A 25,334-nucleotide genomic window follows, 5' to 3' on the forward strand; every position below is an offset into this window, starting at 1 on the left:
ACTTTCCGCCATGAAAGATCTCCTGGAATGGGAGCTGCGGCCCGCCGGGCCGGACGAGGTGGAGGCGATCGCGGAGCTGCGGGCCACGGTGATGCGCCCCGACCTGGAACGGCTGGGCCGCTTCGACGAGCACCGGGTACGGCAGCGCTTCCGCGACAGCTTCGCCCCCGGCCACACCTCCGTCATCCTGGCCGGCGGCGCCTTCGCCGGCTGCGTCACCCTGCGCCCCGCCGAGGACGGGCGCTGGCTGGAGCACTTCTACCTCGCCCCCGCCGTCCAGGGACGCGGGCTCGGCTCGGCCGTGCTGCGGGCGCTGCTGGACCGCGCCGACGCCGAGCGCGCGACCGTGCGCCTGGTCGTTCTGCGGGGCAGCGCCGCCCAGCGGCTCTACGAGCGGCACGGCTTCACCGTCGAGGGCGCGGACCAGGTCGACGTCCTCATGGTCCGCCGGCCGGACGCCGGGCGGCCCGCGGCCGGCTAACGGGGCACAGGCTCCTCGGCCGGCACGTAGTCGTGCCGCATCCCGTGGTCGCCCAGCCACTGCCGCAGCCCGGCCACGGCCTCCGGATCACCGGCGACCCGGGCCGCGTACTCGGCCAGGGCCACCTCCTCGCCGTCGTCGTACAGCAGCCGGGCGGGGCCCGACCAGGACAGCGTCCACCTGGCCTCGCCGAGCTGGATCAGCACCGCCTCCAGCGCCTGCCCCAGCACCCCGGCGAGCAGCGTCTCCGACGGTTTCCAGCCCAGCTCGCGCAGCCGTTCGGCCAGCTCGGCCTGGCGGCCCCTGGCGATCGCCTCGAAGGCCGCGTCGAGGTAGGGCCGCGTCGCCCCCATCACCCGCTGTCCCGCCACCGCCAGGTCGTGCAGGGCCTCGGCGTTGCGGCCGGCGTACATGCCCTGGGCCACCAGCTCGTCCCACGGCACCGGGCGCAGCCCGGCCAGCGCCTCCGGCGTCCACATCGACCGCTCGACCGCCTCGGCCGCGACGTCGGGGTCGCGCAGCAGCGTCAGCGCCGGCCGCGGATCGGGGACGTGCTCCGGCTCCGGCAGCACCGCGATGGCGGCCAGCCGGTCGGCCAGGCTGGGATGGGAGTCGTACGGCGAGACCTCCTCGGGCCGCTCGCCCAGCCGGGCGATCTCGGCCTGCCGCCCGGGGTCGTTCATCAGCGCGTGGAAGCCGCCGAACACCGAGGCAGGCCGGGTGCCGCCCACGCCGGTCAGCGACAGGTAGTCGCCGGCGTACAGGTCCCAGCCCAGGGAGGTGTCGTGGATCTTGCGGAGCGCGCCCGACATGGCCTGGCGGCCGCCGATCGCCACCGCGAACGCGTCGGCCTCCAGCTCCTGGCGGCGCGACACGGCCTGCGAAACCCGCAGGTAGAGCTTGGCGTACCAGGCGAAGAGCCGTTGAATGATCGGATGGTTGCCCAGCCCCTGCACGGTCGCGATCAGCGAGACCCGCCCCCGGTAGACGGGCGCGCCCAGCCGCGTGTGCGCCCCGCTGTAGTGGCCCAGCTCGTGCCCGAGCACGGCGCGCAGCTCGTCGACGGTGAGCGTCTGGAGCAGCGGCAGCCCGATGAACATCCGCCGCCGCGTCGCGCGCAGCCCCAGGAACCGGGTGTCCTCCGACACTGCCGCGTTCACCTCGGGGACGAGCCGGATCTCGTCGGGCGGCGCGGTGCGCACCCGCCGGGCCAGGTCCTCCACCGCCTGCCAGAGCGCGGGCTCGTGCTCGCGCCCCACCGGCACGCCCGGCAGCTCGCCCCCCTGGTTCCGGCCCACCATGAACAGCGCCCGCACCAGCGCGCCCGCCGCCAGCGTGAGCACGATCGCGACCTTCAGCGCCGCGACGCGGAAGTCCACCAGCAGCAGGACGTCGAAGAACACGGCGGCCACCAGGATGACGCCGACCAGCACGTAGAAGCCGGCGAGCAGACTGAAGGCCAGCACCGCTCGGAACGCTGTCGTCATGGGGGAGGGCTCCCGGGGAAGGGGTTCTCGCGAGGCTCGACACTAGCGGAGACAGGAAACTGGATAAAATCACTGCACCAATGTCGTACTACGACGAGCACGACCAGGAACGATGGGTCCCGGAACCACCCGGCAACCCCGGCCGCGGTGCGTTCGAACGCGACCGCGCCCGCGTCCTGCACAGCGCCGCGCTGCGCAGGCTGGCGGCCAAGACCCAGGTCGTGGGCCCAGGCGAGACGCTCGGCGGCGGCCAGCACATCCCGCGCACCCGGCTGACCCACTCCCTCGAATGCGCCCAGGTCGGCAGGGAGATGGGCGCCACGCTCGGCGTCGACCCCGACCTGGTCGAGACCGCCTGCCTGGCCCACGACCTCGGCCATCCGCCGTTCGGGCACAACGGCGAGGTGGCGCTCAACGCGCTGGCCACCTCGTGCGGCGGCTTCGAGGGCAACGCCCAGAGCCTGCGCCTGCTCACCAGGCTGGAGGCCAAGGTCCTCACCGACGACGGCCGCAGCGCCGGCCTCAACCTCACCCGGGCCGCGCTCGACGCCGCCGTCAAATACCCCTGGACGTGCGAGAAGTCCCCCAAGTTCGGCGTCTACCACGACGACCTGCCGGTCTTCGAGTGGATCAGGGACGGCGCCCCCGAGGGCCGCGTGAGCTTCGAGGCCCAGATCATGGACTGGGCCGACGACGTCGCCTACTCCGTCCACGACCTGGAGGACGCCCTCCACTCCGGCCACGTCACCCCGGAGGCGCTCCAGTCGCCCGTGGAGCGCGGCGCCGTGGCCCGCGTCACCCGCGCCTGGTACGCGCCCGGCGCCGACTTCAACGAGCTGGAGGAGGTCTTCGCCAAGCTGATCGCCGACCCGCTGTGGCCGCGCCGCTTCGAGGCCACGCTCGCCGACCTGGCCGGCCTCAAGGCGCTCACCAGCGGCCTGATCGGCCGGTTCTGCCGCTCGGCCCAGACCGCCACCAAGGAGGTCCACGGCGCCCGCCACCGCGCCGACCTCGTCGTGCCGCGCGCCACGCTGCTGGAGTGCGCCCTGCTCAAGGGCGTCACCGCCCACTACGTGATGACCACCGAGGGCCACCACGCCAACCAGGCCAGACAGCGCGAGCTGATCACCGAGCTGGCCTCGCTGATCACCCTCGGCGCCCCCGCCACCCTCGAACCCGCCTTCCGCCCCGCCTTCCTGGACGCCCCCGACGACGCCGCCCGGGTGCGCGTCGTGATCGACCAGATCGCCTCGCTCACCGACACCTCGGCCGTGGCCTGGCACCGGCGCCTGTCGAAGTGACGGCAGGCCGCCGGGGCCGGTGAAACCGCCCCCACGAGCGGCTTTGCGGACCTGCCTCGTCGGCGGATACTGCGCGCATGGCTACATATGTCATCGTCGGCGCGGGCCTTGCGGGAGCCAAGGCCGCGCAGACGTTGCGCGAGGAGGGCTTCGCCGGCGAGGTCGTGCTCGCCGGCGCGGAGAGCGAACGCCCGTACGAACGGCCCCCCCTGTCCAAGGAGTACCTGCGGGGCGGCGGCGAGCGGGAGAAGATCTACGTCCACGCCCCCGGCTGGTACGCCGACAACGACGTGGAGCTGCGGCTCGGCCTGCCCGTCACCCGCATCGAGCCCCGCAACCACGTCGTCAGGTTCGCCAACGGGTCCCGGCGGGCCTACGACAAGCTGCTGATCGCGACCGGGGCGACGCCGAGACGCCTGCCCGGCCCGGCCTACTACCTGCGCACCGTCGAGGACTGCGAGGCGCTCAGGCGGCGCTTCGCCGAGGGCGGCAGCGTCATCGTGGTCGGGGCGTCCTGGATCGGGCTGGAGAGCGCGGCGGCGGCCCGCGCGGCGGGCTGCCCGGTCACCGTCCTCGAGCCCGAGCCCACCGCGCTCAACCGGGCGCTCGGCCCCGAGCTGGGCGCGGTGTTCGCCCGCCTGCACGCCCGCAACGGCGTTGACCTGCGCTTCGGCACCGCGGTCGCCGAGGTCACCGGCACCGGCGTGCGGCTCAGCACGGGGGAGCGGCTGACGGCCGACCTCGTGGTGGCCGGCATCGGCGTCGCGCCCGAGGTGGAACTGGCCCGCGACGCGGGCCTGGAGGTCCGGCACGGCATCCGCACCGACGCCTCCCTGCGCACCTCGCACCCCGACGTCTACGCCGCCGGCGACGCCGCCGAGCCCTTCCACCCCCTGTACGGCCGGCACGTCCGCGTCGAGCACCGGTCGGGCGCGCTCAAGGGCGGTCCGGCCGCCGCCCGCGCCATGCTCGGCCAGGACGTCGTCCACGACGACATCCCCTACCTCTACACCGACCAGTACGACCTGAGCATGGAGTTCACCGGCGACACCGGCGGCCACGACGAGATCGTCTGCCGAGGGTCGCTGGAGGACCTGCGGTTCGTCGCCTTCTGGCTGCGCGAGGGCCGGGTGGTCGCCGGCATGGGCGTCAACACCCGGGACGCCGTGCCGGAGATCCAGGAGCTGATCAGGTCGGGCGCCGTCATTGACCGAAAGGAGTTGACGACGGGTCCGCCGTGATCGGGTTGTCGTCCTTGGGCTGGGCGGTCCTGCGCGGCTTCCTGGGCTGCTTGGTGGCCTGCGGCACCTTCTTCGACGTGCACTGGACCGCGCACCGCGGCGTCTCGCCGAGTTTGCCGCGCAGCGCCAGCGTCTCCTTGCGGGGGGAGAGCGTGCGGTTGCCGGAGCGCCAGGCGTCCAGGTAGTCCCACGGCTCGACCATGCCCCGGCGCACCCACCAGTAGGCCGGGCCGGTCTTCCAGGAGATCGCGAAGTAGAGGTTGGAGCCGGCGTCGCGGGCGTTGCCCGACCTGCCCACCCGGCCGAGCAGCTGCCCGGCCTTCACCCGCACGCCGGGCCGTACCCCCTCGGCGACGGAGTCGAGGTGGCCGCCGAGGTAACGCACGCCGTCGTCGCCGATGATCGTGACGAACCGGCCCTCGCGGTCGGCGCCCTTGTCGGTGGAGGGCGCCCACCGGTTCTTGACGTTGACCTCGTCCACCACGCCGTCCACCGGCGCGACGAACGAGCAGCCCTGCGGGGCCCAGATCGTCGTCTTGGGCAGCACCAGCAGGCTGCGCTGGTAGGTCGTGCCGCAGCCCTTGACCGGGAACGTGTAGGTGAACTTCGACAGCTTGGGCGGCGGCACCTTGACCGGGTCGTCCCCCTTGGGCGGCCGCTCGGCCTGCTGCTCGCCCTCCTGGCCGGACGGGCCGGGCGAGGGGATGGTGGCGGTGACCGCCGGGGTGCCAGTGGGCGTCCCAGTGGACGTGCCCGTGGGCGGGGCCGTGGAGGGCGACTGGGCGCTGACGCCCGCCACCCCGGTCGCCTGGGCGCAGGCGCCGGTGAGCAGCACGGCGCCGGCCACAACCGCCCACCGCACGATATGCCCGGAATGCATAGTCTTCCTCACCCGTGTCACCGTTTCCACCGACAACCCTCACCTTTGTAGCCGACCACGGGACTCCGCATCACCAGTTTCCCGCTTTAGCAACCCAGAGGTGACGCGCGTCTTCCCCGGCCGTCGACAGCCCGTGCCACGCCGTTCACCGGCCGCGGCACACCCCGCGAGGGGCGGAACCGTCGGTGGGGCGGAATAGACTCACCGGCGTGGCTGGCCGGATCCGTGATGTCGACATCGCGCTCGTACGCGAGCGTTCCCCCATCGCCGACGTGATCGGCGAGCACATCCAGTTGCGCAACGCCGGAGGGGGCAACCTCAAGGGCCTGTGCCCCTTCCACGACGAGAAGAGCCCGTCCTTCAACGTCACCCCTGAGCGCGGAATGTACTTCTGCTTCGGGTGCTCAGAAGGCGGTGACGTGATCACGTTCGTGGAGAAGATCGAGCACCTGCCGTTCGGTGAGGCGGTCGAGCGGCTGGCCCAGCGGGCCGGCATCCAGCTCCAGTACGAGCAGGGCGGCTACGTCCCCAAGCGCGACCACGGCGAGCGGGCCCGGCTGATCGAGGCCCATCGGGTGGCTGCCGAGTTCTACGCCGAGAAGTTGTTCGGGCCCGACGCGGCCCCGGGGCGGCGGTTCCTGTCCGAGCGCGGGTTCGAGCGCGCCGACGCCGAGACGTTCGGCGTCGGCTACGCGCCGGCCGAGTGGGAGGCGCTGGCGCGCCACCTGATGGGGCGCGGGTTCACCGCCGACGAGCTGGTCAAGGGCGGCCTGGCCAAGGAGGGCAGGCGGGGGCCGATCGACCGGTTCCGAGGGCGGCTGATCTGGCCGATCAGGGACGCCACGGGTGACGTGATCGGATTCGGCGCCCGCAAGTTGCTCGATTCCGATGATGGTCCGAAATATCTGAATACGCCTGACTCGCCGCTTTACAAGAAGAGCCAGGTCCTTTATGGCATTGATCTCGCCAAACGAGAGATCAGCAAGCGCGCCCAGGCGGTGATCGTCGAGGGATACACCGACGTGATGGCCTGCCATCTGGCCGGAGTTCCGACCGCGGTGGCCACCTGCGGCACGTCGTTCGGCGAGGAGCACATCAAGATCCTGCGCCGGTTCCTGCTCGACCAGGCCGAGTTCCGCGGCGAGGTCATCTTCACCTTCGACGGCGACGCGGCCGGCCAGAAGGCGGCGCTGCGGGCCTTCGCCGACGAGCAGAAGTTCGTCACGCAGACCTACGTCGCGGTGCAGAGCGACGGCCTCGACCCGTGCGATCTGCGGATCAAGCAGGGCGACGCGGCGGTGCGCGACCTCATCGCGAGCCGCGAGCCGCTGTTCCAGTTCGCCATCAGGAGCACCATCTCCCGCTACGACCTGCGCAGCAACGAGGGCAAGATCGCCGCCCTCGACGCGGCGGCGCCCATCGTGGCCGGGATCAAGGACGTCGGCCTGCGCAAGCGCTACGCCATCGACCTCGACCGCTGGCTCGGCTTCATGGACGAGCGCTTCGTCATGCAGCGCATCGGCGAGGTGGCCAACACCCAGCAGGGCCGCCCCCAGCGCGCCCCCAAGGCGGCCCCGGTCGATCCGAGCGTGCGGGTGGAGGGCGAGCTGCTCAAGCTGGCCGTCCAGCGGCCGGCGCTGCTCGGGCCGCGCTTCGACGCCCTCGACCCGCAGGCGTTCACCGCGCCCGACCACGTCGCGCTGCACAAGGTCATCCAGGCCGCCGGCGGCGCCGGCTCGGCCGGTCACGGCGGCCGCGAGTGGGTCGACCGGCTGCTGGAGCACGCCCACGACGAGGCCACCAGGGCGCTCGTGACGAGGTTCGCGGTGGAGCCCGTCCAGGCCGACGCGCACGCCGAGGAGCGTTACGCGGGAGCCATGCTGGCGGCCATCGAGGCGATCGCGGTCGACCGGGCCATCGCCCAGGCCAAGTCCCGCATGCAGCGTCTCAACCCGGTGGAGCAGCAGCAGGAGTACAACAGGCTGTTCGGCGAGCTGGTGGCGCTGGAGCAGCAGCGCCGGGTGCTGCGCGAGCGCGCCGCGGGAAGCTGACCCCATTTGATAACAGTTCGGCAGCGGGGGCCGGCGGTGAACCAGGGGGTGTGCGGGGAATCGCGGCCGGTCCGCGCTGCCGTCATGGGCCGGCTCGGGCGTCTTCCGGGCAGCGGAAGAGAAACGTCCGGCAGGCGGACGTCGCCGGACGTGGGTTTCCAGACCGCGTAATTGACTTTTCTTTCCTGATCAAACTCGGGCCAAACCTTTACTCGATCTCAATTCGGTAATGCTGATCGTCTTACCTTCCGCAACAAAAATGGGTCTGCCATTTGATGGAACCAATACTGCAGACTGTCTCCCGTGGGTGCATCGGTGCTGCCAAGCGGGCCGCCATCGGTAGATCAGGTGGCGGACCTCGTCGCGAAGGGAAGGGAGCGCGGAAGCGTAACCGTCGATGACGTCGCCGCCGCGCTTGACCGATCCGAGCTGCCGTCCGACGCGCTGGAACGCGTCGTGCGGATGCTCGCAGAGAACGGCGTGGAGGTCCTCGAGCCCCAGGGCGACGAGGAGTCCACCCGCGCCGATGAGGAGGACGTAGGCAAGCGGGCGCCGACCAGCGATCTCGTCCGTATCTATCTGCGGGAGATCGGCCGCGTCCCCCTGCTGACCGCCGAGGAGGAGGTGGAGCTCGCCAAGTCGATCGAAGCCGGCCTGTTCGCCGAGGACAAGCTGGCCAACGGGGTCTCGCGTCTGGCCTTCCCGGAGTTCAGGGAGCTCGTCTGGCAGGGCACCAGGGCCAAGCAGCGGCTGATCGAGGCCAACCTCAGGCTCGTGGTGTCGATCGCCAAGCGGTACGTGGGCCGCGGCATGTTGTTCCTCGACCTGATCCAGGAAGGCAACCTGGGGCTCATCCGGGCGGTCGAGAAGTTCGACTATACGAAGGGCTACAAGTTCTCCACCTACGCCACCTGGTGGATCAGGCAGGCGATCACCCGGGCGATCGCCGACCAGGCGCGCACCATCCGCATTCCGGTGCACATGGTGGAGACCATCAACAAGCTCGTCAGAGTGCAGCGTCAGCTCCACCAGGACCTCGGCCGCGAGCCCATCCCCGAGGAGATCGCCAAGGAGATGGACCTCCCGGTCGACCGCGTGGTGGAGATCCAGCGCATCGCCCAGGAGCCGGTGTCCCTGCAGTCGCCGATCGGCGAGGAGGACTCCGACCTCGGTGACTTCATCGAGGACGCCGACGCCGTCGTGCCCATGGAGGCGGCCGCCTTCATCATGCTGCAGGACCAGCTCGACGACATCCTGGCCACGCTGTCCGACCGCGAGCAGCGCATCATCCAGCTCCGCTTCGGCCTGGCCGACGGGCATCCGCGCACGCTGGAGGAGGTGGGCAGGGAGTTCGGCGTGACGCGCGAGCGCATCCGGCAGATCGAGTCGAAGACCCTGGCCAAGCTCCGCCACCCGACGCGCGCGCAGATGCTCAGGGACTACCTGGACTGACCCTTCGACCCCGCGACGGGCCCGGCGAGCGTGCCGGGCCCGTCCGCATGCCGGGCGGCGGGCTCAGGAGCAGCCCTCGAACTGCGGCACGGCGATGTTGGTCAGGTTCAGGCCCGCCTTGCTGAACCACTTGTGCAGCAGCTGGCTCGCGGTGCCGTCCTGGTACATGTCGATGATCGCGCGGTTCACCGCCTCGCAGCCCGGCACGTCGTCCTTGTGCAGGCCCACCCCGCTTCGCTGCTCGTTGAACTGGGCGTTGGCCAGCCGCAGCCCCGAGCCGTCCTGGTCGGCCAGGCCGGCCAGGATCACGTCGTTGGTGGTGACGGCGTCCACCTGCCGGCTCTTCAGCGCGCTCAGGCACGACGCGTAGTCCTTGAACGGCACCAGCTTGGCCGCCACGCTGCGTTCCTCCACGACCCGCTCGGCGGCGTTCGAGCCCTCCACCGCGCAGATCCGGCGGCCCTTCAGCTGCCGGACGTTGTCCACCTTGTCGTCCGGCCGCGTCAGGATGTCCTGGTAGGAGATGTGGTACGGCCCCGCGAACAGCACCTTCGCCTTACGGTCCATGCTGATCGTGTACGTCGCCACCACCATGTCGGCCCGCCCCTGGATCAGCACCTTCTCCCGGTCGCCCGCCAGCACGGGGATCAGCTTGAACTTCTTGCCCAGCCGCTTGGCCACGTAGCGTGCGACGTCGACGTCGAAGCCCGCGAAGGTGCCGTCCGGCCGGCGGAAGCCCACCGACGGCAGGTCGGAGCGGACGGCGATGACGATGGTGTCCTTGTCGAGGATCGACTCCCGGCCCCCGGTGCCGCAGGCCGCGGCGGCCACCGCGGTCAGGGCCAGGGCCGCTACCAGCGTGCGCTTCAACGGTACTCCTTGAGTCTCGGCCACACCCCGGCGATCATCAGCAGCCCGATCCCGGCGATCGCGAACGGCAGCAGCCGCCACAGGTTGTCCAGCGCGTTCCGGCCGGCGTCGATGGACTGGTCGAAGGTGCGCTCGTGCCGTTCGGCCAGGGCCACCAGGGCCCGGTCGTAGGCGTCGAACGCGGCGGTGACCGGCCCGAGCTTGGCGGTCACGGCCTCGGCGGTCCTGCCGTCCAGCGCCAGTGCCCGGAAAGAGGTGTCGGCCTGCTGGAAGGCCCGGTAGGCGTCCAGCACGCGGGTGCCCTCCGGGCCGGTCAGCTCGGGCCCCAGCATGCCGCGGGCCGCTCCGGCGTCGGCGGCCACCTTCGCGTGGTACTGCGTGAGGTTGCCGGACTCGAAGTAGACGACCGACTGCGACTTGTCCAGGAACGTGTGCTCGTAGGTGTCGGCGCGGTCCTTGTCGAGCAGGTACCGGCTCTGGTCGCCCTGCATGCTGTTGCTGATCGCGCGGGCCTTGGCCAGCGTCAGGACCGAGTCGAAGCCCTGTGTCTTGGCCGTGCGCAGGTCCGTCTGGTCCTGGCCGAGCACGTTCACGCCGAGGATCAGCGAGACCGCGGTGGCCAGCGTGGCGACCAGCAGCGCCGGGCCGAACACCCGGCGGAACCGCCGGGCCAGGTAGATCTGGAGCCAGATCAGGCAGCCCAGCGCGAGCAGCCCGGCCAGCAGCACCGCGGAGCGCAGCAGCGGGACCATGGCGTTCTTGTCGTCGTAGGTGCGGCGGACGATCGTGCCGCTCTCCAGGGTCAGGTTGTAGGCCTGCGGCAGCAGCACCAGCCGCATCAGGTCGGTGGCCTGCCGGTAGGTGCCCACGACGTTGTCCGGCGGCGCGCCGGGCGCGTGCCGGGACTGCTCGTTCAGCAGCAGCGCCTGCCCGGCGAGCCGTTCGTAGCGGCCGAGGCCGTCGAGCACCGACTGCACGGTCCGCCGCTCGGCGGCGTTGTCGCCGGCCAGCTCGAACGCCTTCAGCAGCGCCTGGTCGGCCTCCGTGCGCCGCCGCTCGTACCGGTCGACGGCCTCGCGGCGCTGCTGGCCGTACTGGTCGCCCATGACCAGCGCGTTGGCCACCTGGGCGTCCATGTCGCTGAGCGCCAGGTAGAGCCCGGCGGTTGCGACGACCTGCGGGCCGGCGTCGCGGCCGATGACCTGCAGCCCGTCGCCGGCGGTCAGGCTGCCCACCCCGAGTGCCGCGAACAGCAGCGCGAGGGCCGCCACGGTGACGCCGGAGATGACGCGGATGCGGCCGGGCACGCTGTGGCGCGGCAGGGGGGCGGGGGCGCCCGCCGGGACGAGGGCGCCCGGGTTCTGCACCAGGGTCACGGTGTGCCCTCCCTGATGGTGATGACGGTCCAGGCGCCCAGGTGGATCCGGTCGCCGGGACCGACCCGGACGGGCGTGTTGATCTCCACGGTCCTGCCGTTGACCTGGGTGCCGTTGGCCGAGCCCGGGTCCACCAGCGTCCAGGTGCCGTCGGGCTGGGCCAGCAGCACGGCGTGCAGGTGCGACACGCCCGGGTCCTCGGGCGGGCCGGTCAGGTCGATCTCCGGCGCCAGGTTCCTGGCCCTGCTGCGCCGTCCGATGCGCACCTGCTCGCCGACCAGCCCGAACGAGCGCTCGGGACAGTACGGCGGGAAGGCCATGCGCGCCGCGTCCGGACCGCCCTCGGCGACCACCTTCTCGTAGTAGGTGCGGTCGGCGGCGGCGACGGCCTCCCACCGCGCCCCCCGCACCGGGAGCGGCACGCCGCCCCCGCTGCCGGTGAAGTCGTGCCCGCACACCTCGCAGAACTGCCCGGCGCGCGGCGTCTGGCAGACCGGGCAGGCGTCGTCGCCTCCGGCGGCGGTGGCCGCCGCCGGCTGGGGCTGGGGCGCGGCGGGCGTCCCGCTCATCTGCGCGCCGCAGACGTCGCAGTAGTCGTCGGAGCCGGAGTCGTGCCCCTGCGGACAGGTCGCCATCAGCCCTCGCCCTTACGCAGCCGGCTGGTGCGGACGGAACCGGTGTCCAGTTCGATCTCGTCGGCCTTGTCCACGTTCCTGCGCAGCCGGGCCGTGCCGGTCGCGGGATCGACCTCCACGACCTTCTCCAGCAGCCGGGCGGTGTCCTCGCGGCCCGACTCCGCGGCCAGTTCCCTGGCCTTGGCCAGGCGGGCGGTCGCGGCCTCCACGTCCCCGGCGGCGCGGGCGCTGAGGCCGTCCTGGATGAGCTCGTGCAGCTCGGCCTGGCCGGTGTAGTGGGCGACCTTCCGGTTGATCTGGGTGGACTGCGCCAGGTCGTCGGTCCACTGGGCCAGCACGTTGCCGCTGGCCACGACGTCCCCCGTGTCGGGGCGCACCAGCTTCACCCAGCCCGCCCTGATCTCCTGGCCGATCTGGCCCGGCGGCACCTCGACGCACAGGTGGTACTCGCGTTCCTCCTGGCCCCACGAGCCGGTCGGGTAGTCGCCGGTCAGCGGGTTGACGTCGGTGCGCTTGCCGGTCAGGTCGAGCAGCGTGGGGGAGACCTGCTTGACGAACTTCAGCTTGGCCGTCTGCGGCACCCACACCCGCAGCGACAGGTCCGCCACGGTCTTGCTCATCGACGTCTGCGTCACCCGGCGGAAGAACTCGGCCAGATCGCTCTGGTTCCGTACGAACTCGAACGAGCCGAGCATCGCCTCGGCGACCTTCCGCAGCTCGGCGGGCACCCAGTCGTCGCCCACGCCCAGGCTGTCGCAGACGAACTTGCCGCTCCACCCCTGCAGCACGGCCCCGAACACCTCGGGACGCTCGTTGTTCTGCCCGTCGGTCATCAGCAGCGCGTGCCTGATCGCGTTCGGGTAGCCGCTCAGCAGATGCCCGGCCAGCTTCAGCCACTCGCCGATGGCCGTGCCGCCGTGCGCGAGCAGCCTGCTGATCGCCCGCTCGGCCTCGGCGCGGGTGGCGGGCGTGGCCCTGACCAGGTTGGCGTTGCCGCCGGGGTAGACGACCCTGGCCCTCTCGGTCCCGGCGATCACCGCGAAGTGCACGCCGTCGCGCAGCGCGTGCACGGCCGCCGCCGCGGCCTGCCGGGCCTCGCGGATCTTGCCGCCGCTCATCGAGCCGGAGGTGTCGACGATGATGACCTCGGCCGCCTCGGTGGGCGCGGCCTGGGCGAAGCCGCCGCCGGAGGAGGCCACGGTGAGGATCGCGTGCACCTCCCGGGCGTCGGTGGACAGGTACTTGTTCTGGTCGATGTTCAGCGTGAACGTGGGCTGGTCACCCATGCGTTTCTCCTAGGGGGATGAGAACGATCGTCACGTTGTCCTGGCCGCCGGAGGCCAGGGCGTGGCGCAGCATCTCGCGGGCCATGTCGAGGGGGGTTCCCGTCTGCGGGAACCGGTAGCCGTCCAGGTAGCGCCACAGCCCGTCGCTGCACACCAGCAGCAGGCCGGGCGCCCCCGGGGCGAGCGTGCGCACATGCAGCGACACCTCGCCGGAATCCGCGCCGAGCCACGCGGTGATCTCGCCGGTCGGGACCACGTCGTCCTCGGTCAGCAGCACGCCCTGCCCGGGGGCCTCGCCGGGCAGCCAGTACGCCCGCGTGTCGCCCGCCCAGCTCAGCGTGATCCCGCCGGGGCCGGCGACCGCGGCGACGTAGGTGCAGGCGGGGGCGTCGTCCACGGAGGTCGCCAGGGCGGTCACCGCCTTTCCGGCCAGCTCGAACGCCTCCTGCGCGGAGGCCCCCCTGGCCAGGGCGGCGCCCGCGGTCTCCACCGCCGCGGCCGAGGCCGCGTCGGCCCGCGGCGAGCTGCCCACGCCGTCGCACACCACCGTGATCACGGCGTCGCCGGTGGTCAGCAGCGCCATGGCGTCCTCGTTGCGGGCGCGTCGCAGCCCCTTGTCGGTCACGGCGGCGGCACCGCCGTCCAGGACGATCTCGGCGTGGTCGCGGCCGGTGGGCTGGCGGGCGCCGCACCGTTCGCAGTAGCCCTCCGCGTCCACCGCGGCCGCGCCGCAGGAGGTGCAGACCGGCGCGCCGAGCGCGTGCCCGCACCGCTCGCAGTAGACGTCCCCCTGGACGACGGGGGACGCGCACATCGGGCAGCTCTGGGAGGTCGGTACGGGTTCGGTCACAGCCACGTCCTCGGTCGTACGGCGTTCGCCTGGTCGATGAGCGCGTGGCGTTCATGGCGGGAGCCGGCCGCCACCGCGAGCTTCCGGTAGATCGACTCCAGCCGCCTGCGCAGCCCCGGTTCGGTGAAGTCGGCCTCGGCCAACTTCGTCCGGGGCGGCGCGGGGTTGTGGTCCAGCCAGACCAGCGCGCAGCGCAGCAGCTCGGCGGTGAGCAGGTCGCGGCGGCGCGGGTCGAGGTCGGCCAGGCTGGCCAGCCGTCCGGCCGCGCCGACCAGGTCGGCGGCGGACACCGTGCTCAGGTCGGTCCGGCGGAACACCGAGGCGGCCAGCGCCACCTGCGCCGCCACCCGGTAGCTGGAGGTGGGCGGCACCTCGTCCAGCACGTCGACGCGGCCCGTCCTGGCCAGCCCGAACGCGGCGCTGACGTAGGAGTGGTCGGTCTGCCAGACGGCGTTGTACCAGTGGGCCGACTGCCGGCCGGCGCACTCCAGCGCGAACGCCAGCGCCAGCTTGGGCGCGAGCTCGCCGGGCAGCGCCGACACGCACGCGTCGAACATCGTCATCGCGGTGTCCGGCTGGCGCCCGGCCAGCGCGTGCACCCCGCGGTACCAGGTCGTCCGCCAGTCGCCGGGGAGCGACCGGTCCAGCTCCGTCAGCGCGTGCGGCGTCTCGGCCGCGCCCGCCTCGGCCAGCAGCCTGGCCCGCATGAGCCGGGTCTCGGGCGTCGGCGGCATCGCCGAGAGCTGGTCGAACAGCTCCTTGCCGTCGAACCCGAGCAGGCCCGCCAGCGCGCCCGCCGCCGGGTCGAGCGGATCGACGTGCGGCACCGGCAGCTCGACCGCGACCACGGCCGGGTCGAGCGGCCCGAACACCTCCTGGCGCGATGCCGACAATGCCGTCCCCACGGCGGAGCGCTCGGGCCCGAACAGGGTCGAGGGCGCCGGGAACGGCACGCCCTCCTCGGCCGCGCTGATCTCCCGCAGCACCCCGACGAGCTGCTCCTCCATCTCCCACGCGCTCTGGAACCGGTCGGCGGGGTCGGGCGCGGTGGCCCTGCGCAGCAGCCGCGCGAACGACTCGTGCCCGCAGTCCTGCGGCAGCGGGCTGGCCACGCCGCCCTTGGCCGGGCTCCAGGACGGGATCGTCAGCACCGCCAGGGTCCTGGCCACGGTGTAGAGGTCGGAGGCCACGGACGAGGGATGGGTGTCCAGCTCGGGCGCGTGGTAGCCGACCGTCGCCCAGGACGTGCCGGGCGGCGAGCCGACCGGCTGGACGGCGCCCAGGTCGATCAGCTTGAGCCGCCGGCCGACCCGGATCACGTTGGCCGGCTTGAGGTCGCAGTAGACCAGGCCGTTCTCGTGCAGGTAGCCGAACGCGTGCAGGATCTCGCGGCCGTAGATCAGCGCCTCGCGCAGCGGCAGCGGGCCCTGGCGGCGCAGCTCGTGCAGGGACTGGCCGCCGACGTACTCCATGACGATGTAGCCGAGGCCGCCGGAGAGCTGGAAGTTGAGGATCTTGACGATGTTCGGGTGGTCGACCGTGGTGAGGAACTTGCGTTCGGCCTCGGCGGCCGCCAGCGCCTCGGCGTCGTTGGTGTTGAGCAGGCCCTTGAGCACGACCCAGCGGCCGTCCAGGTTCTCGTCGGCGGCCAGGTAGATCCAGCCGAGACCGCCGTGCGCCAGGCAGCCGAGCACCCGGTACTGCCCGGCCACCATGTCGTCCTTGGCCAGCTTCGGGGTGAAGGAGTACGGCGTGCGGCAGTGCGGGCAGAACCCCTCCGTCAGCCCGGGACGGCCCTGCCGGGACCGGCCCACCGGCTCCCCGCAGGCCGGGTTGGCGCAGAACCGCTTCTCCTCCGGCACCTGCGGATCGGCCATCACGGCCGTCGCCGGATCCCGGTACGGCACGGACGGCAGGTCGGCGATGCCGCCCAGCACCCCGGCCCGCGACCTGCCGCTGCTGCTCACCGGCGAGGTCAGCGACCGGCTCACCGGCTGGGTGTTCACCGGCCCCGAGAGCGGCCCCGAAAGCGGGCCCGAGGCCGACGCCGGGGCCGACGCCGGGGCCGACGCCTGCTGGGGGACGGACACCGCCGGGGGCGCCGCGCCCGCCGCGTTGCCGCACAGGTCGCAGTAGCCGTCCTCGATGGTGCCGGTGCAGCCCGGCTGCGCGCAGCGGGTCATGGCTTACCTCCGTGTATCGCGCGCTGGTAGGTCTCGACCGCGGCCGCCGCCTCGGTCAGGTCGCAGGGAGCGCTCCACAGCAGGGATCGGGCCCGCTCGAAGCACGCGGCGGCGTGGGGGTCCTCGGCCATGCCCTTGCGCACCGCCATGGCCTGGCAGGCGCCGAGCCGGCCGCGTAACTCGTCACGCCTGCCGACCAGGCCGTACAGGGCCTTGGCGGTGGCCCGCGCCCGGTCGGCCGCCTTCTCCGCCTCGCTCTCCACGTTCGCCAGCCGCCTGGCCCGCACCACCCAGGTGTCGGCCGAGGCGTCGAGCGCGGCCAGCTCGCCGGTCAGCTCCTCGACCCGGCTGCGCGGGCGGGCCTGCGGCGGCAGGGCGATCTTGACCACGACCGCGCCGTGGGCCAGCCTGGCCTCGCTCTCGGCCGCGCGTACCCGGTCGAGGGCGGCCACCAGGTCCTCGCGGCGCCTGGCGTACTCGCGCTTGACCACGATCGCCTGGTCGACCTCCGCGCGGGCCTCGGCCAGCGCGCGGGCGACCCCGCCGAGGTCGGGGCCCACGCCCGCGCCGAGCGGGTCGGCGAGCAGGGCCGCGCGCATCCGCCGCAGCTCCGCCTCCTGTGCCTCCAGGCCGACGCCCTCGCCCAGCTCCCGCTCCAGGTCGCGGATCTCGCGCAGGGCGCGGTCGGCGTCGTCGAGCCGGGGCAGGACGGCGTTCCACACGGCGTCGATGTCGTTGAGCGCCGAGGTGACCTCGCGGAAGGCGCCGTCCATGCGGGCGACCGTCTCGTCGAGGGTCAGCCGCTCGTCGGCCTCCGGCAGCAGCGAGCGCTGCTCGACGGGCTTGGCCGCGGCCCGCAGCACGACGGACGTGCCCGACAGCAGCCGGGTCAGCTCGTCGAGCTGCTCGGCGCCGAGCTTCGCGCGCGCGGCCCTGACCTGCTCGGCGTCGCGCAGCACGGCCCGGTAGGCGTCGTTCAGCAGCCACAGCCGGGTCAGCGCGGCCTGGACGGCGGCCCAGCGCCGCGCCGTCACCCCGTCCAGCGTGGCGCCCTTGAGCAGCTGGTACGTGGTGTGGGATTCGAGATCGAGCAGGTCGCCGGAGATCCGGTCGCGTTCGTCGGCCCGAGCGCGCAGCGCGTACTCGGCGCCTTCCCTGCTCATGGGTGGTCCCAGACTCATCACGCTCCCCGTGAAGAGGGCCCCCGATGCCCCGTGTCCTACCGGCTCAACGGGAGTCTTGACCGGTTGGTTCCAAAGGGTAGGGGTGACCCTGACTTGTCCCTGATTCAACCCTCGGTCACCTGCAAACGGCTTAAAGGATCTCCTACGGTGGAGACATGGCACGCATCCTTCTGATCATCGCCGCGATCATCGTCGCACTGCTTCTCGTCGGCCCGCTCGTGGGTTTCGTCTTCACGCTTCTCAAGTGGGCTCTCATCATCGGCGCCGTCGTCCTCGGTGTCACGTTCGTCGCGAAGTGGGCCAAGAGGCCGTAGCTTCCGACCGCTTCCCAAGGCATAGTGAGTGAATGGAGGCGCGGCCGGCGGTTGACGATGCCGCGCTCGGGCGCGAGGCGCTGGCCGTGCTCGAGGCGAACTGGACGGGCAGCGGCACCGTGCCCGCGCCGGGTCTCTACCCGCACCAGTGGAGCTGGGACTCCGCGTTCGTCGTCATCGGCCTGGCCAGGCACCGCCCGGAGCGCGCCCGGGAAGAGCTGCTCAGCCTGCTGAGCGGCCAGTGGGCGACCGGCATGGTGCCCCACATCGTCTTCCACACCCGCGAGGCCTACTTCCCCGGGCCGTCGGTCTGGCGCTCGCAGGAGCACGCCTCCGCGCCCAGGGTCTACACCTCCGGGCTCACCTCCCCGCCGTTGCAGGCGCTGGCGCTGCGGTGGCTCTACCGGCACACCGGCGACGTGGCCTTCGTCCGGCGCACGTTCCCGCTGCTCGTCGCCCAGCACCACTACCTCGCCTCGGCCCGCGACCTCGGCGGCGCCGGGCTGGCGGCGATCGTCCATCCCTGGGAGTCGGGCATGGACGACAGCCCGGCCTGGGACCAGCCGCTCGCCGCGCTGCCCGCCATCGGCTACGGCTACCGCAACGTCGAGCTGGCCGAACGCCACCCCGACAGCGACCACGACCGCTACGTCTGGCTGGCCATGCGTTACCGCGACGCCGGCTACCGCGCCGAGTACCTGCGCGACGAGCACCCGTTCGCGGTCGAGGATCCGATGTTCAACGGGATCTGGCTCGCCTCCTGCCAGGCGCTGGCCGAGCTGGCGCCGGTGGCGGGGGCCGACCCCGCCCCCCACGCCGAACAGGCCGAACGCATCAGGCAGGCCATGCTCGACCGGCTGTGGGACGGCTGCTTCTACCCCCTCGACCTGCGCTCCGGCCGGCTGATCAAGGTCTGCACGGTGGGCGCGTTCGGGCCGCTGCTCGATCCCGGGCTGCCCAGCGACCACCTGCACGCCTGCGTCGAGGTGCTGGAGTCGGCCCGGTTCATGGGCGCGACCGGCTACCCGGTGCCGAGCTGCGAGATCCGCGCCGCCCAGTTCGACCGCACCCGCTACTGGCGCGGGCCGTCCTGGGTGAACACCAACTGGCTGTTACGCCGGGCCGCCGCCGTCCACTCGCTCGACCAGCTCGGCCGGCAGCTCGCCAACGGCACCCTGCGGCTCGTCCGGCAGGCCGGGTTCCGCGAGTGCTTCGACCCGTTCGACGGCAGCGGGCGCGGGTGCAGGGACTTCTCCTGGAGCGCGGCGCTCACCCTCGACCTGCTCGCCGATACCGTGGAGATATGAGCATTCTTCGCCGCCTGCCCGCCGACGTGCGCCGATCCCTGGACACCCGGCCGGGGGAGCGGGTGCTGACGTTCACCGAGACCTCCGACGGTCACCTGGTGGCCACCAACCTCGCCCTGTTCCTGTCCGACGGGACGCGGGTGCCGTACGAGGAGATCGACAAGGCGTCCTGGGACGACGAGGGGCTGCGGGTCGTCACCACCGGCGGCGCCCGCCACTTCGAGCGCGTCGCCGAACCGCGGGTGCTGCCCGAGACCGTGCGCGAGCGGGTGAACTCCACCATCGTGGTCAACAAGCGGGTCAGCCTGCCGGGGCGCGGCGGCGTCCGGCTGGTGGCCAGGCGTCCGCCGGGCGGCGAGGTGCTGGGCTGGACGCTCGTCTTCGACGACGGGCTCGATCCGACGGACCCGGGCCTGCGCGCCCAGGCCGAACAGGCCCTGGAAGGCGTCCGGCGCAGCATGGGCGTGTGAGGGATCACACGTCCGTGCCGCGCCGGATCTCGGGGCTGGATCTTCAGGGCCGGATCTCGGACCGGGCCGTCAGTAGGGAATGCCGGTCTCGCGGGACTTCCGTTCCGCGAGATCCTCCTCCTCGGGCCAGCCGCTGCCGGACCTGTGGTGACCGTCGGAGCCGAGGAACGGGATCTTCTCCTGAAGCGTCCCGCCCACCTTCTCCCTGGCCGCCCCGGCCAGCCTCGACGCCTGCGCGCCGACCACCCCCGCGGCCTCCTGGACCCTCGGGCTGTCGGCCACACGCTGGGCCGCCCGCTTGATCTGTTCGTACCGCTCGCGGCCCGCCCTGCTGCCGAGCACGTAACCGACAGCCAGACCGACTGCAAATGTCATTCGATAACGCATCTTGCACCTCCGCTGTCTCCCGGCCTACCCCAGTTGCGATGCGACACGCACTCCAGGAGTGCGCTAATCTATTCCTGCGCACGACGGAAGGGCCCAACAAGCCCGACCAGCAGGGCGAACGTTCGATCCCGCGTAGCTCAACGGCAGAGCAGCCGGCTGTTAACCGGCAGGTTATAGGTTCGAGTCCTATCGCGGGAGCTGCAGCCAGACAAGAGTTTGGCAGATCAGGCCCTCTCACCGAGACCGGTGGGAGGGCCTGATGCGTTCTCCGGGGGCGCTCGAAGAGTCGCGGATCGCCGAGGATCCGAAGCCCTGAGCGATCAGGGTGCATCGCCGCGAGGTCGACGCGGGCATGTCGTGAAAAGAGAGGGATTCACGCGTTGTAGTGGGTGAGTTACTGATTCTGGCGTTACGGGGACAACAGGCGTTCGCGGGGGGAAGATGGGCGAGTCGGCCGGGTGCGGCCGGCAGCCGCGGGAAGTCGTGACGGGGGCGTGGAGAGGGCGCCGCCGGCAGGACGTGCCGCCGACCCGGAATCGGCGGGGCGCTCCGCTGAGCGAAATGTTGGTTGCCGCGTGCGTACCTGGATCAGGTCACTGCGTCCCTTCGATGTGCAAGCCGTGCACGCGCTGTTCGAGCGCACCACGGACCTCCGCGAGGCGGAGCGTTTCATCAGGCTCTTCCACGCCGAGAACCCCGCCGCCGGCGGCCTGGCCGCCCGGCTGCGCGACGTCGCCAGAGACGTCGCCCGCCACGGCACCTACGTCCACACCTTCGAGGAGCTGGAGTTCGGCGCCCGGGTCGCCTGGCGCAACAGCGGCCGGTGCATCGGACGCCTGTACTGGCGTTCGCTGAAGGTGCGCGACCGGCGGGAGGTGACGACGGCCGAGGGCGTCGCGGTGGAGTGCGTGGCGCACCTGCGCGAGGCGACGGGGGAGGGGCGCATCAGGCCCACCGTCACCGTCTTCGCCCCGGACACCCCGGCCATGCCGGGCCCGCGGGTGCTCAACGACCAGCTCGTCCGCTACGCCGGGCACCGGCTGAACGGCGGCGGCGTCCTCGGCGACCCGCGCAACGCCGAGCTCACCGAGCTGGCCAAGGAACTGGGCTGGCGCGGCGGGCCGGGCCGGTTCGACGTGCTGCCGCTGGTCGTCCGGGCCGGGCTCGGCGACCCGCTGTTGTGCAACCTGCCGGGCGACGCCGTGCTGGAGGTGCCGCTGCTGCATCCCGAGTACGCGTGGTTCGCGGAGCTGGGGCTGCGCTGGCACGCCGTGCCGGTCATCTCGGACATGTGCCTGGAGATCGGGGGCGTCTGCTACCCGTGCGCGCCGTTCAACGGCTGGTACATGGGCACCGAGATCGGGGTGCGCAACCTGGCCGACGCCGACCGGTACGACCTGCTTCCCGAAGTGGCCGAGCACCTCGGCCTGGACACCTCCACCGAGCGCTCGCTCTGGCGCGACCACGCGCTGGTCGAGCTCAACGTGGCGGTGCTGCACTCGTTCGAACGGGCGGGGGTGACGATCACCGACCACCACACCGAGTCCCGGCGCTTCCTGACCCACCTGGAACGCGAGGAGCGCGCCGGACGGCGCTGCCCGGCCGACTGGTCGTGGATCGTGCCGCCGCTGTCGGGCGGCGCGACCCCGGTCTTCCACCGCTACTACGACACCTGCGAGCTGACCCCCGCATACGTGCACCGCCACCCCGCCCGCTGATGCGCTTGCCAGCCCCGCCCAGAACATGGTTCGGTTAGCGCATGGCGGAACTCGTGCTCTCATCGTCGGACCGGGGCGTGCTCACGCTGACCTTCAACCGTCCCGACACGCTCAACGCCTGGACGGACGCCATGGGCAGGCGCTACTTCGACCTGCTGGCCGAGGCCGAGAAGGACCCCGACGTCCGGGCGATCGTGGTGACCGGCGCCGGCAAGGGCTTCTGCGCCGGGGCCGACTTCAAGACGCTCGCCGCCATCCAGACCGGCTCCTACGACGAGACCCCCGACCCCCGACCCAACACCTTCCCCACGACCATCGGCAAGCCGATCATCGCCGCGGTCAACGGCGCCTGCGCCGGGCTCGGCATGGTGCACGCGCTCGTCTGCGACCTGGTCTTCACGGCCGAGGAGGCCAAGTGGACGACCGCCTTCCCGCGCCGCGGCCTGGTCGCCGAGTACGGCCTGTCCTGGGTGCTGCCGCGGGTCATGGGCCAGCAGCGGGCCATGGACGTCCTGCTGTCCGGCCGGGTGTTCAACGGGCGGGAGGCGTACGAGCTGGGGCTGGCCAACCGCGCGGTGCCGGGGGAGTCGCTGCTGGCGCAGGCCCAGGAGTACGCCAGGGAACTGGCCGTGCACAGCTCGCCGGCGTCCATGGCGGTGATCAAGCGGCAGGTGTGGCAGGACTGGGACGTCACCCTGGAGGAGTCGGCCAGGAAGGCCGTCCACGAGATGCTGGCCTCCTTCGGGCGGCCCGACTTCGCCGAGGGCGTCGCCAGCTTCCTGGAGCGCCGCCCGCCGGACTTCCCGGCGCTGTGAAACCGCAGGCCGGAGGGGGTACGGGCGGAGCGCGCCGAGGTTAGACGGCGATCGCGGCCGGGTAGGGCTGGACGTGTCCGAAGGGTCCCAGGCCGGGGCGTGGGGGGACGTCCAGCGGGGGGCACGGTCGGGGGGCGCGGTGCAGGCTTTCGTCATGAGGGAGATCGGCCGGGTCGGTTTCATGGACAAACCGGTGCCGCGGCCGGGGCCGCGCGACGCCGTCGTCCGCACCACCACCGCCCTCATCTGCACCTCCGACTCCCACACCGTCCAGGGCGGCATCGGGCCGCGCACCGACCTCACGCTCGGGCACGAGGGCGTCGGCGTGGTGCACGAGGTGGGCGAGGAGGTGCGGGACTTCCGGCCGGGCGACCGCGTCCTGGTGGGGGCCATCACCCCCGACTGGGGCGACCTCGCCTGCCAGGACGGCCACCCGTCGCAGTCGGGCGGCCCGCTCGGCGGGTTCAAGTTCGCCAACTCCAAGGACGGCGTCTTCGCCGAGTACTTCCACGTCAACGAGGCCGACGCCAACATGGCGAAGATCCCCGCCGGGGTGCCGGACGAGACGGCCGTCTACTGCGCGGACATGCTCTCGACCGGCTTCATGGGCGCCGAGAACGGCGACATCCCCATCGGCGGGACGGTCGCCGTGCTGGCCCAGGGCCCGGTGGGCCTGATGGCCACCGCGGGCGCCCGGCTGCGCGGCGCCGGCCTGGTCATCGGGGTCGAGTCGGTGCCCCGCCGCCAGCGACTGGCCCGCGACTTCGGCGCCGACGAGATCGTCGACTTCAGCGCCGAGGACGTCGTCGAGGGCGTGCTCCGCCGGACCGGCGGACAGGGCGTGGACACCGCCATCGAGGCGCTCGGCGCGGACGCCACCTTCCAGACCGCGATCAGAATCATCAAGCCGGGCGGGACGGTCTCCAACACCGGCTACTACGGCCAGGGCGAGTTCGTCCGCATCCCGCGCGTCGAGTGGGGCGTCGGCATGGCCGAGAAGAAGATCACGACCGGTCTGTGCCCGGGCGGGCGGCTGCGCATGGAACGCCTGCTGCGCCTCCTGGAGGGCGGCCGGGTCGATCCCACGCCGCTGACCACCCACACGTTCCCGTTCGCGGAGATGGAACGCGCCTTCGAGATCTCGGACAAGAAGCTCGATGACGTGGTGAAGGTGATGATCACCTTCCGGTGAGTACCTCGGAGGAGAACGCCGGATGCTCGACCTCGATCCACCCTTCCGCCCGGTCCGCCACCGGGAGGGCTACCCGCCCCTGGAGGACCTCGGGCTCATCGGCGACGGCACGACGGCGGCGCTGGTCGCCCTCGACGGTTCGATCCCGTGGTTGTGCCTGCCGCGCTTCGACAGCGACCCGCTGCTGTGCGGCCTGCTCGACCGCGAGCGCGGCGGCCGCTTCACGCTGACGACCGACGACCTGCGCGAGGCCAGGCAGTACTACGTGCCGGACACCGCCGTGCTGGTCACCGAGCTGCGCGGCCCGTCCGGCGTGGTGCGGATCACCGACGCGCTGGTCCTGCGCGCCGGCGCCGACCTCAGCGACGACGCCGGCGGCGGAAGGGGCGAGCTGGTCAGGTCCGCGGTCGTCCTGGCGGGGGACGTGCGCCTGCGGGCGGAGCTGGCGCCGCGCGGCGGCGGGCAGGTCCGGGTGCTCGGCAGCGGCCTGGAGGTGCGCGCGTCCCGCCGTCCTGACCTGCGGCTGCACCTGCGGTCCGACCGGCCGCTGACGGGGCTGCGCACCGTGCACGACCTCCGGGAGGGCGAGCGCCTCGACCTGGTGTTGTCGTGGGGGCGCATCCACCGTCACCACCGGTTCGACCCCGAGGCGATGGTGCGGCAGACCGCCGACGCCTGGCGGCGCTGGATGGGCGCGTGCACCTACCGGGGCCCGCAGGAGGCGCTGGTCCGGCGTTCGGTGATCACGCTGAAGCTGTGCGACGACTGGGTGAACGGCTCGCTGGTCGCGGCGCCGACGTCCTCGTTGCCCGCGCCCGTCGGCGGGGTGCGCAACTGGGACTACCGCTACACCTGGATCCGCGACGCCGCCTACGCCGTCTTCGCGCTGCGCCGCGTCGGCTTCGCGGAGGAGGCCGACGGCTTCCTCGGCTGGGTGCTCGACGCCTTCGAGCAGAGCGGCCAGCCGCGGATCATGTACACGCTGCGCGGCGACCCCGTACCTGAGGAGGTCGTCGACGCCGACCTGGAGGGCTACCGGCGCTCGGCGCCGGTGCGGTGGGGCAACGGCGCGGCCGACCAGCGCCAGCACGACGTCTACGGCGAGGTGCTCGACTGCGCCGACCAGTGGCTGCTGCCCGGCCGCGACCTGCAGCCCGCGCTGTGGTCGGGGCTGTCGGCGCTGGCCGAGGCCGCCGCGAACACCTGGCGGCAGCCCGACCAGGGCATCTGGGAGGTACGCAGCCAGGGCCGGGTCTTCACCTACTCGGCGGGCATGTGCCAGGTGGCGCTCGACCGGGCCGCGGCCATCGGCGAACGGCTGGGCCTGGACGGTCCGATCGCCAGGTGGCGCGCCACCGCCGAGGAGCTGCGCCGGCTGATCCTGGAGCAGGCGTGGGACGAGGAGGCGCAGTGCCTGAGCGAGCACCTCGACGGCGGCGGCGGCCTGGACGCCAGCCTGCTCGCGCTGCCGCTGCGCAAGGTCGTGCCGGCCGACGACCCGCGGATGACGGCGACCACCGCCGCCGTCGCCGAACGCCTGTCCGCCGGTGACGGCCTGCTCTACCGCTACCTGCACGACCAGTCGCCGGACGGCCTGCCCGGCGACGAGGGCGCCTTCCTGCTGTGCAGCTTCTGGCTGGTGGACAACCTCGTCCTACAGGGTCACCGGGCCCGCGCCGAGGAGCTGTACGCCTCCCTGTGCGCCCGCGCCAGCCCGCTCGGCCTGCTCCCGGAGCAGATCGACCCGGCCACGGGCGCGTTCGCGGGCAACTACCCGCAGGCGTTCAGCCACATCGGGGTGATCGCCAGCGGGGTCAACCTGGCGCGGGCGGGAGCGGCCCGCACGCCCTGACC

22 protein-coding genes and 1 tRNA gene are annotated in these 25,334 nt (G+C 72.5%); 13 read left to right on the forward strand and 10 right to left on the reverse strand.

The genetic code is table 11. From position 1 onward, the window contains the following. Positions 1–10 precede the first annotated feature (10 nt). Entirely contained in the window at positions 11–481 is a 471-nt protein-coding gene (locus tag AB0J76_RS29725) for a GNAT family N-acetyltransferase (protein WP_352318925.1), read from the forward strand. On the opposite strand, the gene AB0J76_RS29730 is transcribed toward AB0J76_RS29725, so the two are convergent. After that, positions 478–1,968: a M48 family metallopeptidase gene (locus AB0J76_RS29730; protein WP_352318923.1), complete on the reverse strand. Its 1,491-nt coding sequence runs from the start codon at positions 1,966–1,968 to the stop codon at positions 478–480. The genes AB0J76_RS29725 and AB0J76_RS29730 overlap by 4 nt on opposite strands. Before the next feature lie 80 nt (positions 1,969–2,048). Here AB0J76_RS29730 and AB0J76_RS29735 point away from each other — a divergent pair, with 80 nt between their 5' ends. Beyond that, the gene (locus AB0J76_RS29735) at positions 2,049–3,269 is read left to right on the forward strand and encodes a deoxyguanosinetriphosphate triphosphohydrolase (protein ID WP_352318921.1); all 1,221 of its coding nucleotides are present in this window, start codon (positions 2,049–2,051) and stop codon (positions 3,267–3,269) included. Between the two features lie 77 nt (positions 3,270–3,346). After that, a complete protein-coding gene (locus tag AB0J76_RS29740) occupies positions 3,347–4,510 on the forward strand; it encodes an FAD-dependent oxidoreductase (RefSeq protein WP_352318919.1) in 1,164 nt (387 codons plus the stop codon). On the opposite strand, the gene AB0J76_RS29745 is transcribed toward AB0J76_RS29740, so the two are convergent. After that, on the reverse strand, positions 4,473–5,390 hold the full coding sequence (locus tag AB0J76_RS29745) for a M23 family metallopeptidase (RefSeq protein ID WP_352318917.1): 918 nt from the start codon (positions 5,388–5,390) through the stop codon (positions 4,473–4,475). The two genes, AB0J76_RS29740 and AB0J76_RS29745, sit on opposite strands and share 38 nt — an antisense overlap. A 209-nt stretch (positions 5,391–5,599) precedes the next feature. Here AB0J76_RS29745 and dnaG point away from each other — a divergent pair, with 209 nt between their 5' ends. Further along, the gene (gene dnaG, locus AB0J76_RS29750; RefSeq protein WP_352318915.1) at positions 5,600–7,441 is read left to right on the forward strand and encodes a DNA primase; all 1,842 of its coding nucleotides are present in this window, start codon (positions 5,600–5,602) and stop codon (positions 7,439–7,441) included. Positions 7,442–7,756: 315 nt separating this feature from the next. Next, on the forward strand, positions 7,757–8,893 hold the full coding sequence (gene rpoD / locus AB0J76_RS29755; protein WP_043627522.1) for an RNA polymerase sigma factor RpoD: 1,137 nt from the start codon (positions 7,757–7,759) through the stop codon (positions 8,891–8,893). A gap of 63 nt (positions 8,894–8,956) precedes the next feature. Here rpoD and AB0J76_RS29760 read toward each other — a convergent pair whose 3' ends face one another. From AB0J76_RS29760 to AB0J76_RS29790, 7 genes are read right to left on the reverse strand one after another with little or no spacing between them, the layout of a single operon-like run. Beyond that, positions 8,957–9,763: a transporter substrate-binding domain-containing protein gene (locus AB0J76_RS29760; RefSeq protein WP_352318913.1), complete on the reverse strand. Its 807-nt coding sequence runs from the start codon at positions 9,761–9,763 to the stop codon at positions 8,957–8,959. Next, positions 9,760–11,139 (reverse strand): hypothetical protein, encoded by a 1,380-nt coding sequence (locus AB0J76_RS29765; RefSeq protein ID WP_352318911.1) that lies wholly within the window; start codon positions 11,137–11,139, stop codon positions 9,760–9,762. The genes AB0J76_RS29760 and AB0J76_RS29765 overlap by 4 nt, the downstream gene beginning before the upstream one ends. After that, positions 11,136–11,774 carry an FHA domain-containing protein gene (locus tag AB0J76_RS29770; protein WP_352318909.1) on the reverse strand — a complete coding sequence of 213 codons (639 nt, stop codon included), beginning with the start codon at positions 11,772–11,774 and terminating at the stop codon, positions 11,136–11,138. Before AB0J76_RS29770 ends, AB0J76_RS29765 begins: the two co-directional genes overlap by 4 nt. Beyond that, positions 11,774–13,060: a VWA domain-containing protein gene (locus AB0J76_RS29775; protein WP_352318907.1), complete on the reverse strand. Its 1,287-nt coding sequence runs from the start codon at positions 13,058–13,060 to the stop codon at positions 11,774–11,776. The genes AB0J76_RS29770 and AB0J76_RS29775 overlap by 1 nt, the downstream gene beginning before the upstream one ends. Next, positions 13,053–13,910: a protein phosphatase 2C domain-containing protein gene (locus AB0J76_RS29780; protein ID WP_352318905.1), complete on the reverse strand. Its 858-nt coding sequence runs from the start codon at positions 13,908–13,910 to the stop codon at positions 13,053–13,055. Before AB0J76_RS29780 ends, AB0J76_RS29775 begins: the two co-directional genes overlap by 8 nt. Then, positions 13,907–16,093: a tetratricopeptide repeat protein gene (locus AB0J76_RS29785; RefSeq protein WP_352318904.1), complete on the reverse strand. Its 2,187-nt coding sequence runs from the start codon at positions 16,091–16,093 to the stop codon at positions 13,907–13,909. Before AB0J76_RS29785 ends, AB0J76_RS29780 begins: the two co-directional genes overlap by 4 nt. Next, the gene (locus tag AB0J76_RS29790; protein ID WP_352318902.1) at positions 16,090–17,256 is read right to left on the reverse strand and encodes a hypothetical protein; all 1,167 of its coding nucleotides are present in this window, start codon (positions 17,254–17,256) and stop codon (positions 16,090–16,092) included. The genes AB0J76_RS29785 and AB0J76_RS29790 overlap by 4 nt, the downstream gene beginning before the upstream one ends. Before the next feature lie 176 nt (positions 17,257–17,432). On the opposite strand from AB0J76_RS29790, the gene AB0J76_RS29795 reads away from it, so the two are divergent. Genes AB0J76_RS29795 through AB0J76_RS29805 form a run of 3 tightly spaced genes read left to right on the forward strand, consistent with a single transcriptional unit; the run spans position 17,433 to position 19,368 of the window. Beyond that, positions 17,433–17,591 (forward strand): hypothetical protein, encoded by a 159-nt coding sequence (locus AB0J76_RS29795; RefSeq protein WP_352318900.1) that lies wholly within the window; start codon positions 17,433–17,435, stop codon positions 17,589–17,591. 32 nt (positions 17,592–17,623) lie between these two features. Further along, positions 17,624–18,898, forward strand: a complete 1,275-nt coding sequence (locus AB0J76_RS29800; protein WP_352318898.1) for a hypothetical protein — start codon at positions 17,624–17,626, stop codon at positions 18,896–18,898. Then, positions 18,895–19,368 (forward strand): hypothetical protein, encoded by a 474-nt coding sequence (locus AB0J76_RS29805; protein ID WP_352318896.1) that lies wholly within the window; start codon positions 18,895–18,897, stop codon positions 19,366–19,368. The genes AB0J76_RS29800 and AB0J76_RS29805 overlap by 4 nt, the downstream gene beginning before the upstream one ends. 69 nt (positions 19,369–19,437) lie before the next feature. Here the strand turns inward: AB0J76_RS29805 and AB0J76_RS29810 are convergent, their stop codons facing one another. Next, complete coding sequence (locus tag AB0J76_RS29810; RefSeq protein WP_352318894.1) at positions 19,438–19,755, reverse strand: YtxH domain-containing protein; 318 nt, start codon at positions 19,753–19,755, stop codon at positions 19,438–19,440. 126 nt (positions 19,756–19,881) lie between these two features. Here AB0J76_RS29810 and AB0J76_RS29815 point away from each other — a divergent pair. The 5 genes from AB0J76_RS29815 to AB0J76_RS29835 all read left to right on the forward strand — a co-directional run bounded on the left by AB0J76_RS29815 (position 19,882) and on the right by AB0J76_RS29835 (position 25,332). After that, positions 19,882–19,953: transfer RNA gene (locus AB0J76_RS29815), tRNA-Asn, on the forward strand. A 422-nt stretch (positions 19,954–20,375) separates the two neighbouring features. After that, positions 20,376–21,473: a nitric oxide synthase oxygenase gene (locus AB0J76_RS29820; protein ID WP_352318892.1), complete on the forward strand. Its 1,098-nt coding sequence runs from the start codon at positions 20,376–20,378 to the stop codon at positions 21,471–21,473. 41 nt (positions 21,474–21,514) lie between these two features. Beyond that, positions 21,515–22,288 (forward strand): enoyl-CoA hydratase-related protein, encoded by a 774-nt coding sequence (locus tag AB0J76_RS29825; RefSeq protein WP_352318890.1) that lies wholly within the window; start codon positions 21,515–21,517, stop codon positions 22,286–22,288. Between the two features lie 154 nt (positions 22,289–22,442). Then, a complete protein-coding gene (locus tag AB0J76_RS29830; RefSeq protein ID WP_352318889.1) occupies positions 22,443–23,480 on the forward strand; it encodes a zinc-binding dehydrogenase in 1,038 nt (345 codons plus the stop codon). A gap of 22 nt (positions 23,481–23,502) precedes the next feature. Continuing rightward, positions 23,503–25,332, forward strand: a complete 1,830-nt coding sequence (locus AB0J76_RS29835; protein WP_352318887.1) for a glycoside hydrolase family 15 protein — start codon at positions 23,503–23,505, stop codon at positions 25,330–25,332. Positions 25,333–25,334: the final 2 nt, after the last annotated feature.

The sequence above is a fragment of the Nonomuraea sp. NPDC049624 genome (assembly GCF_040675255.1).
Lineage (GTDB): Bacteria > Actinomycetota > Actinomycetes > Streptosporangiales > Streptosporangiaceae > Nonomuraea.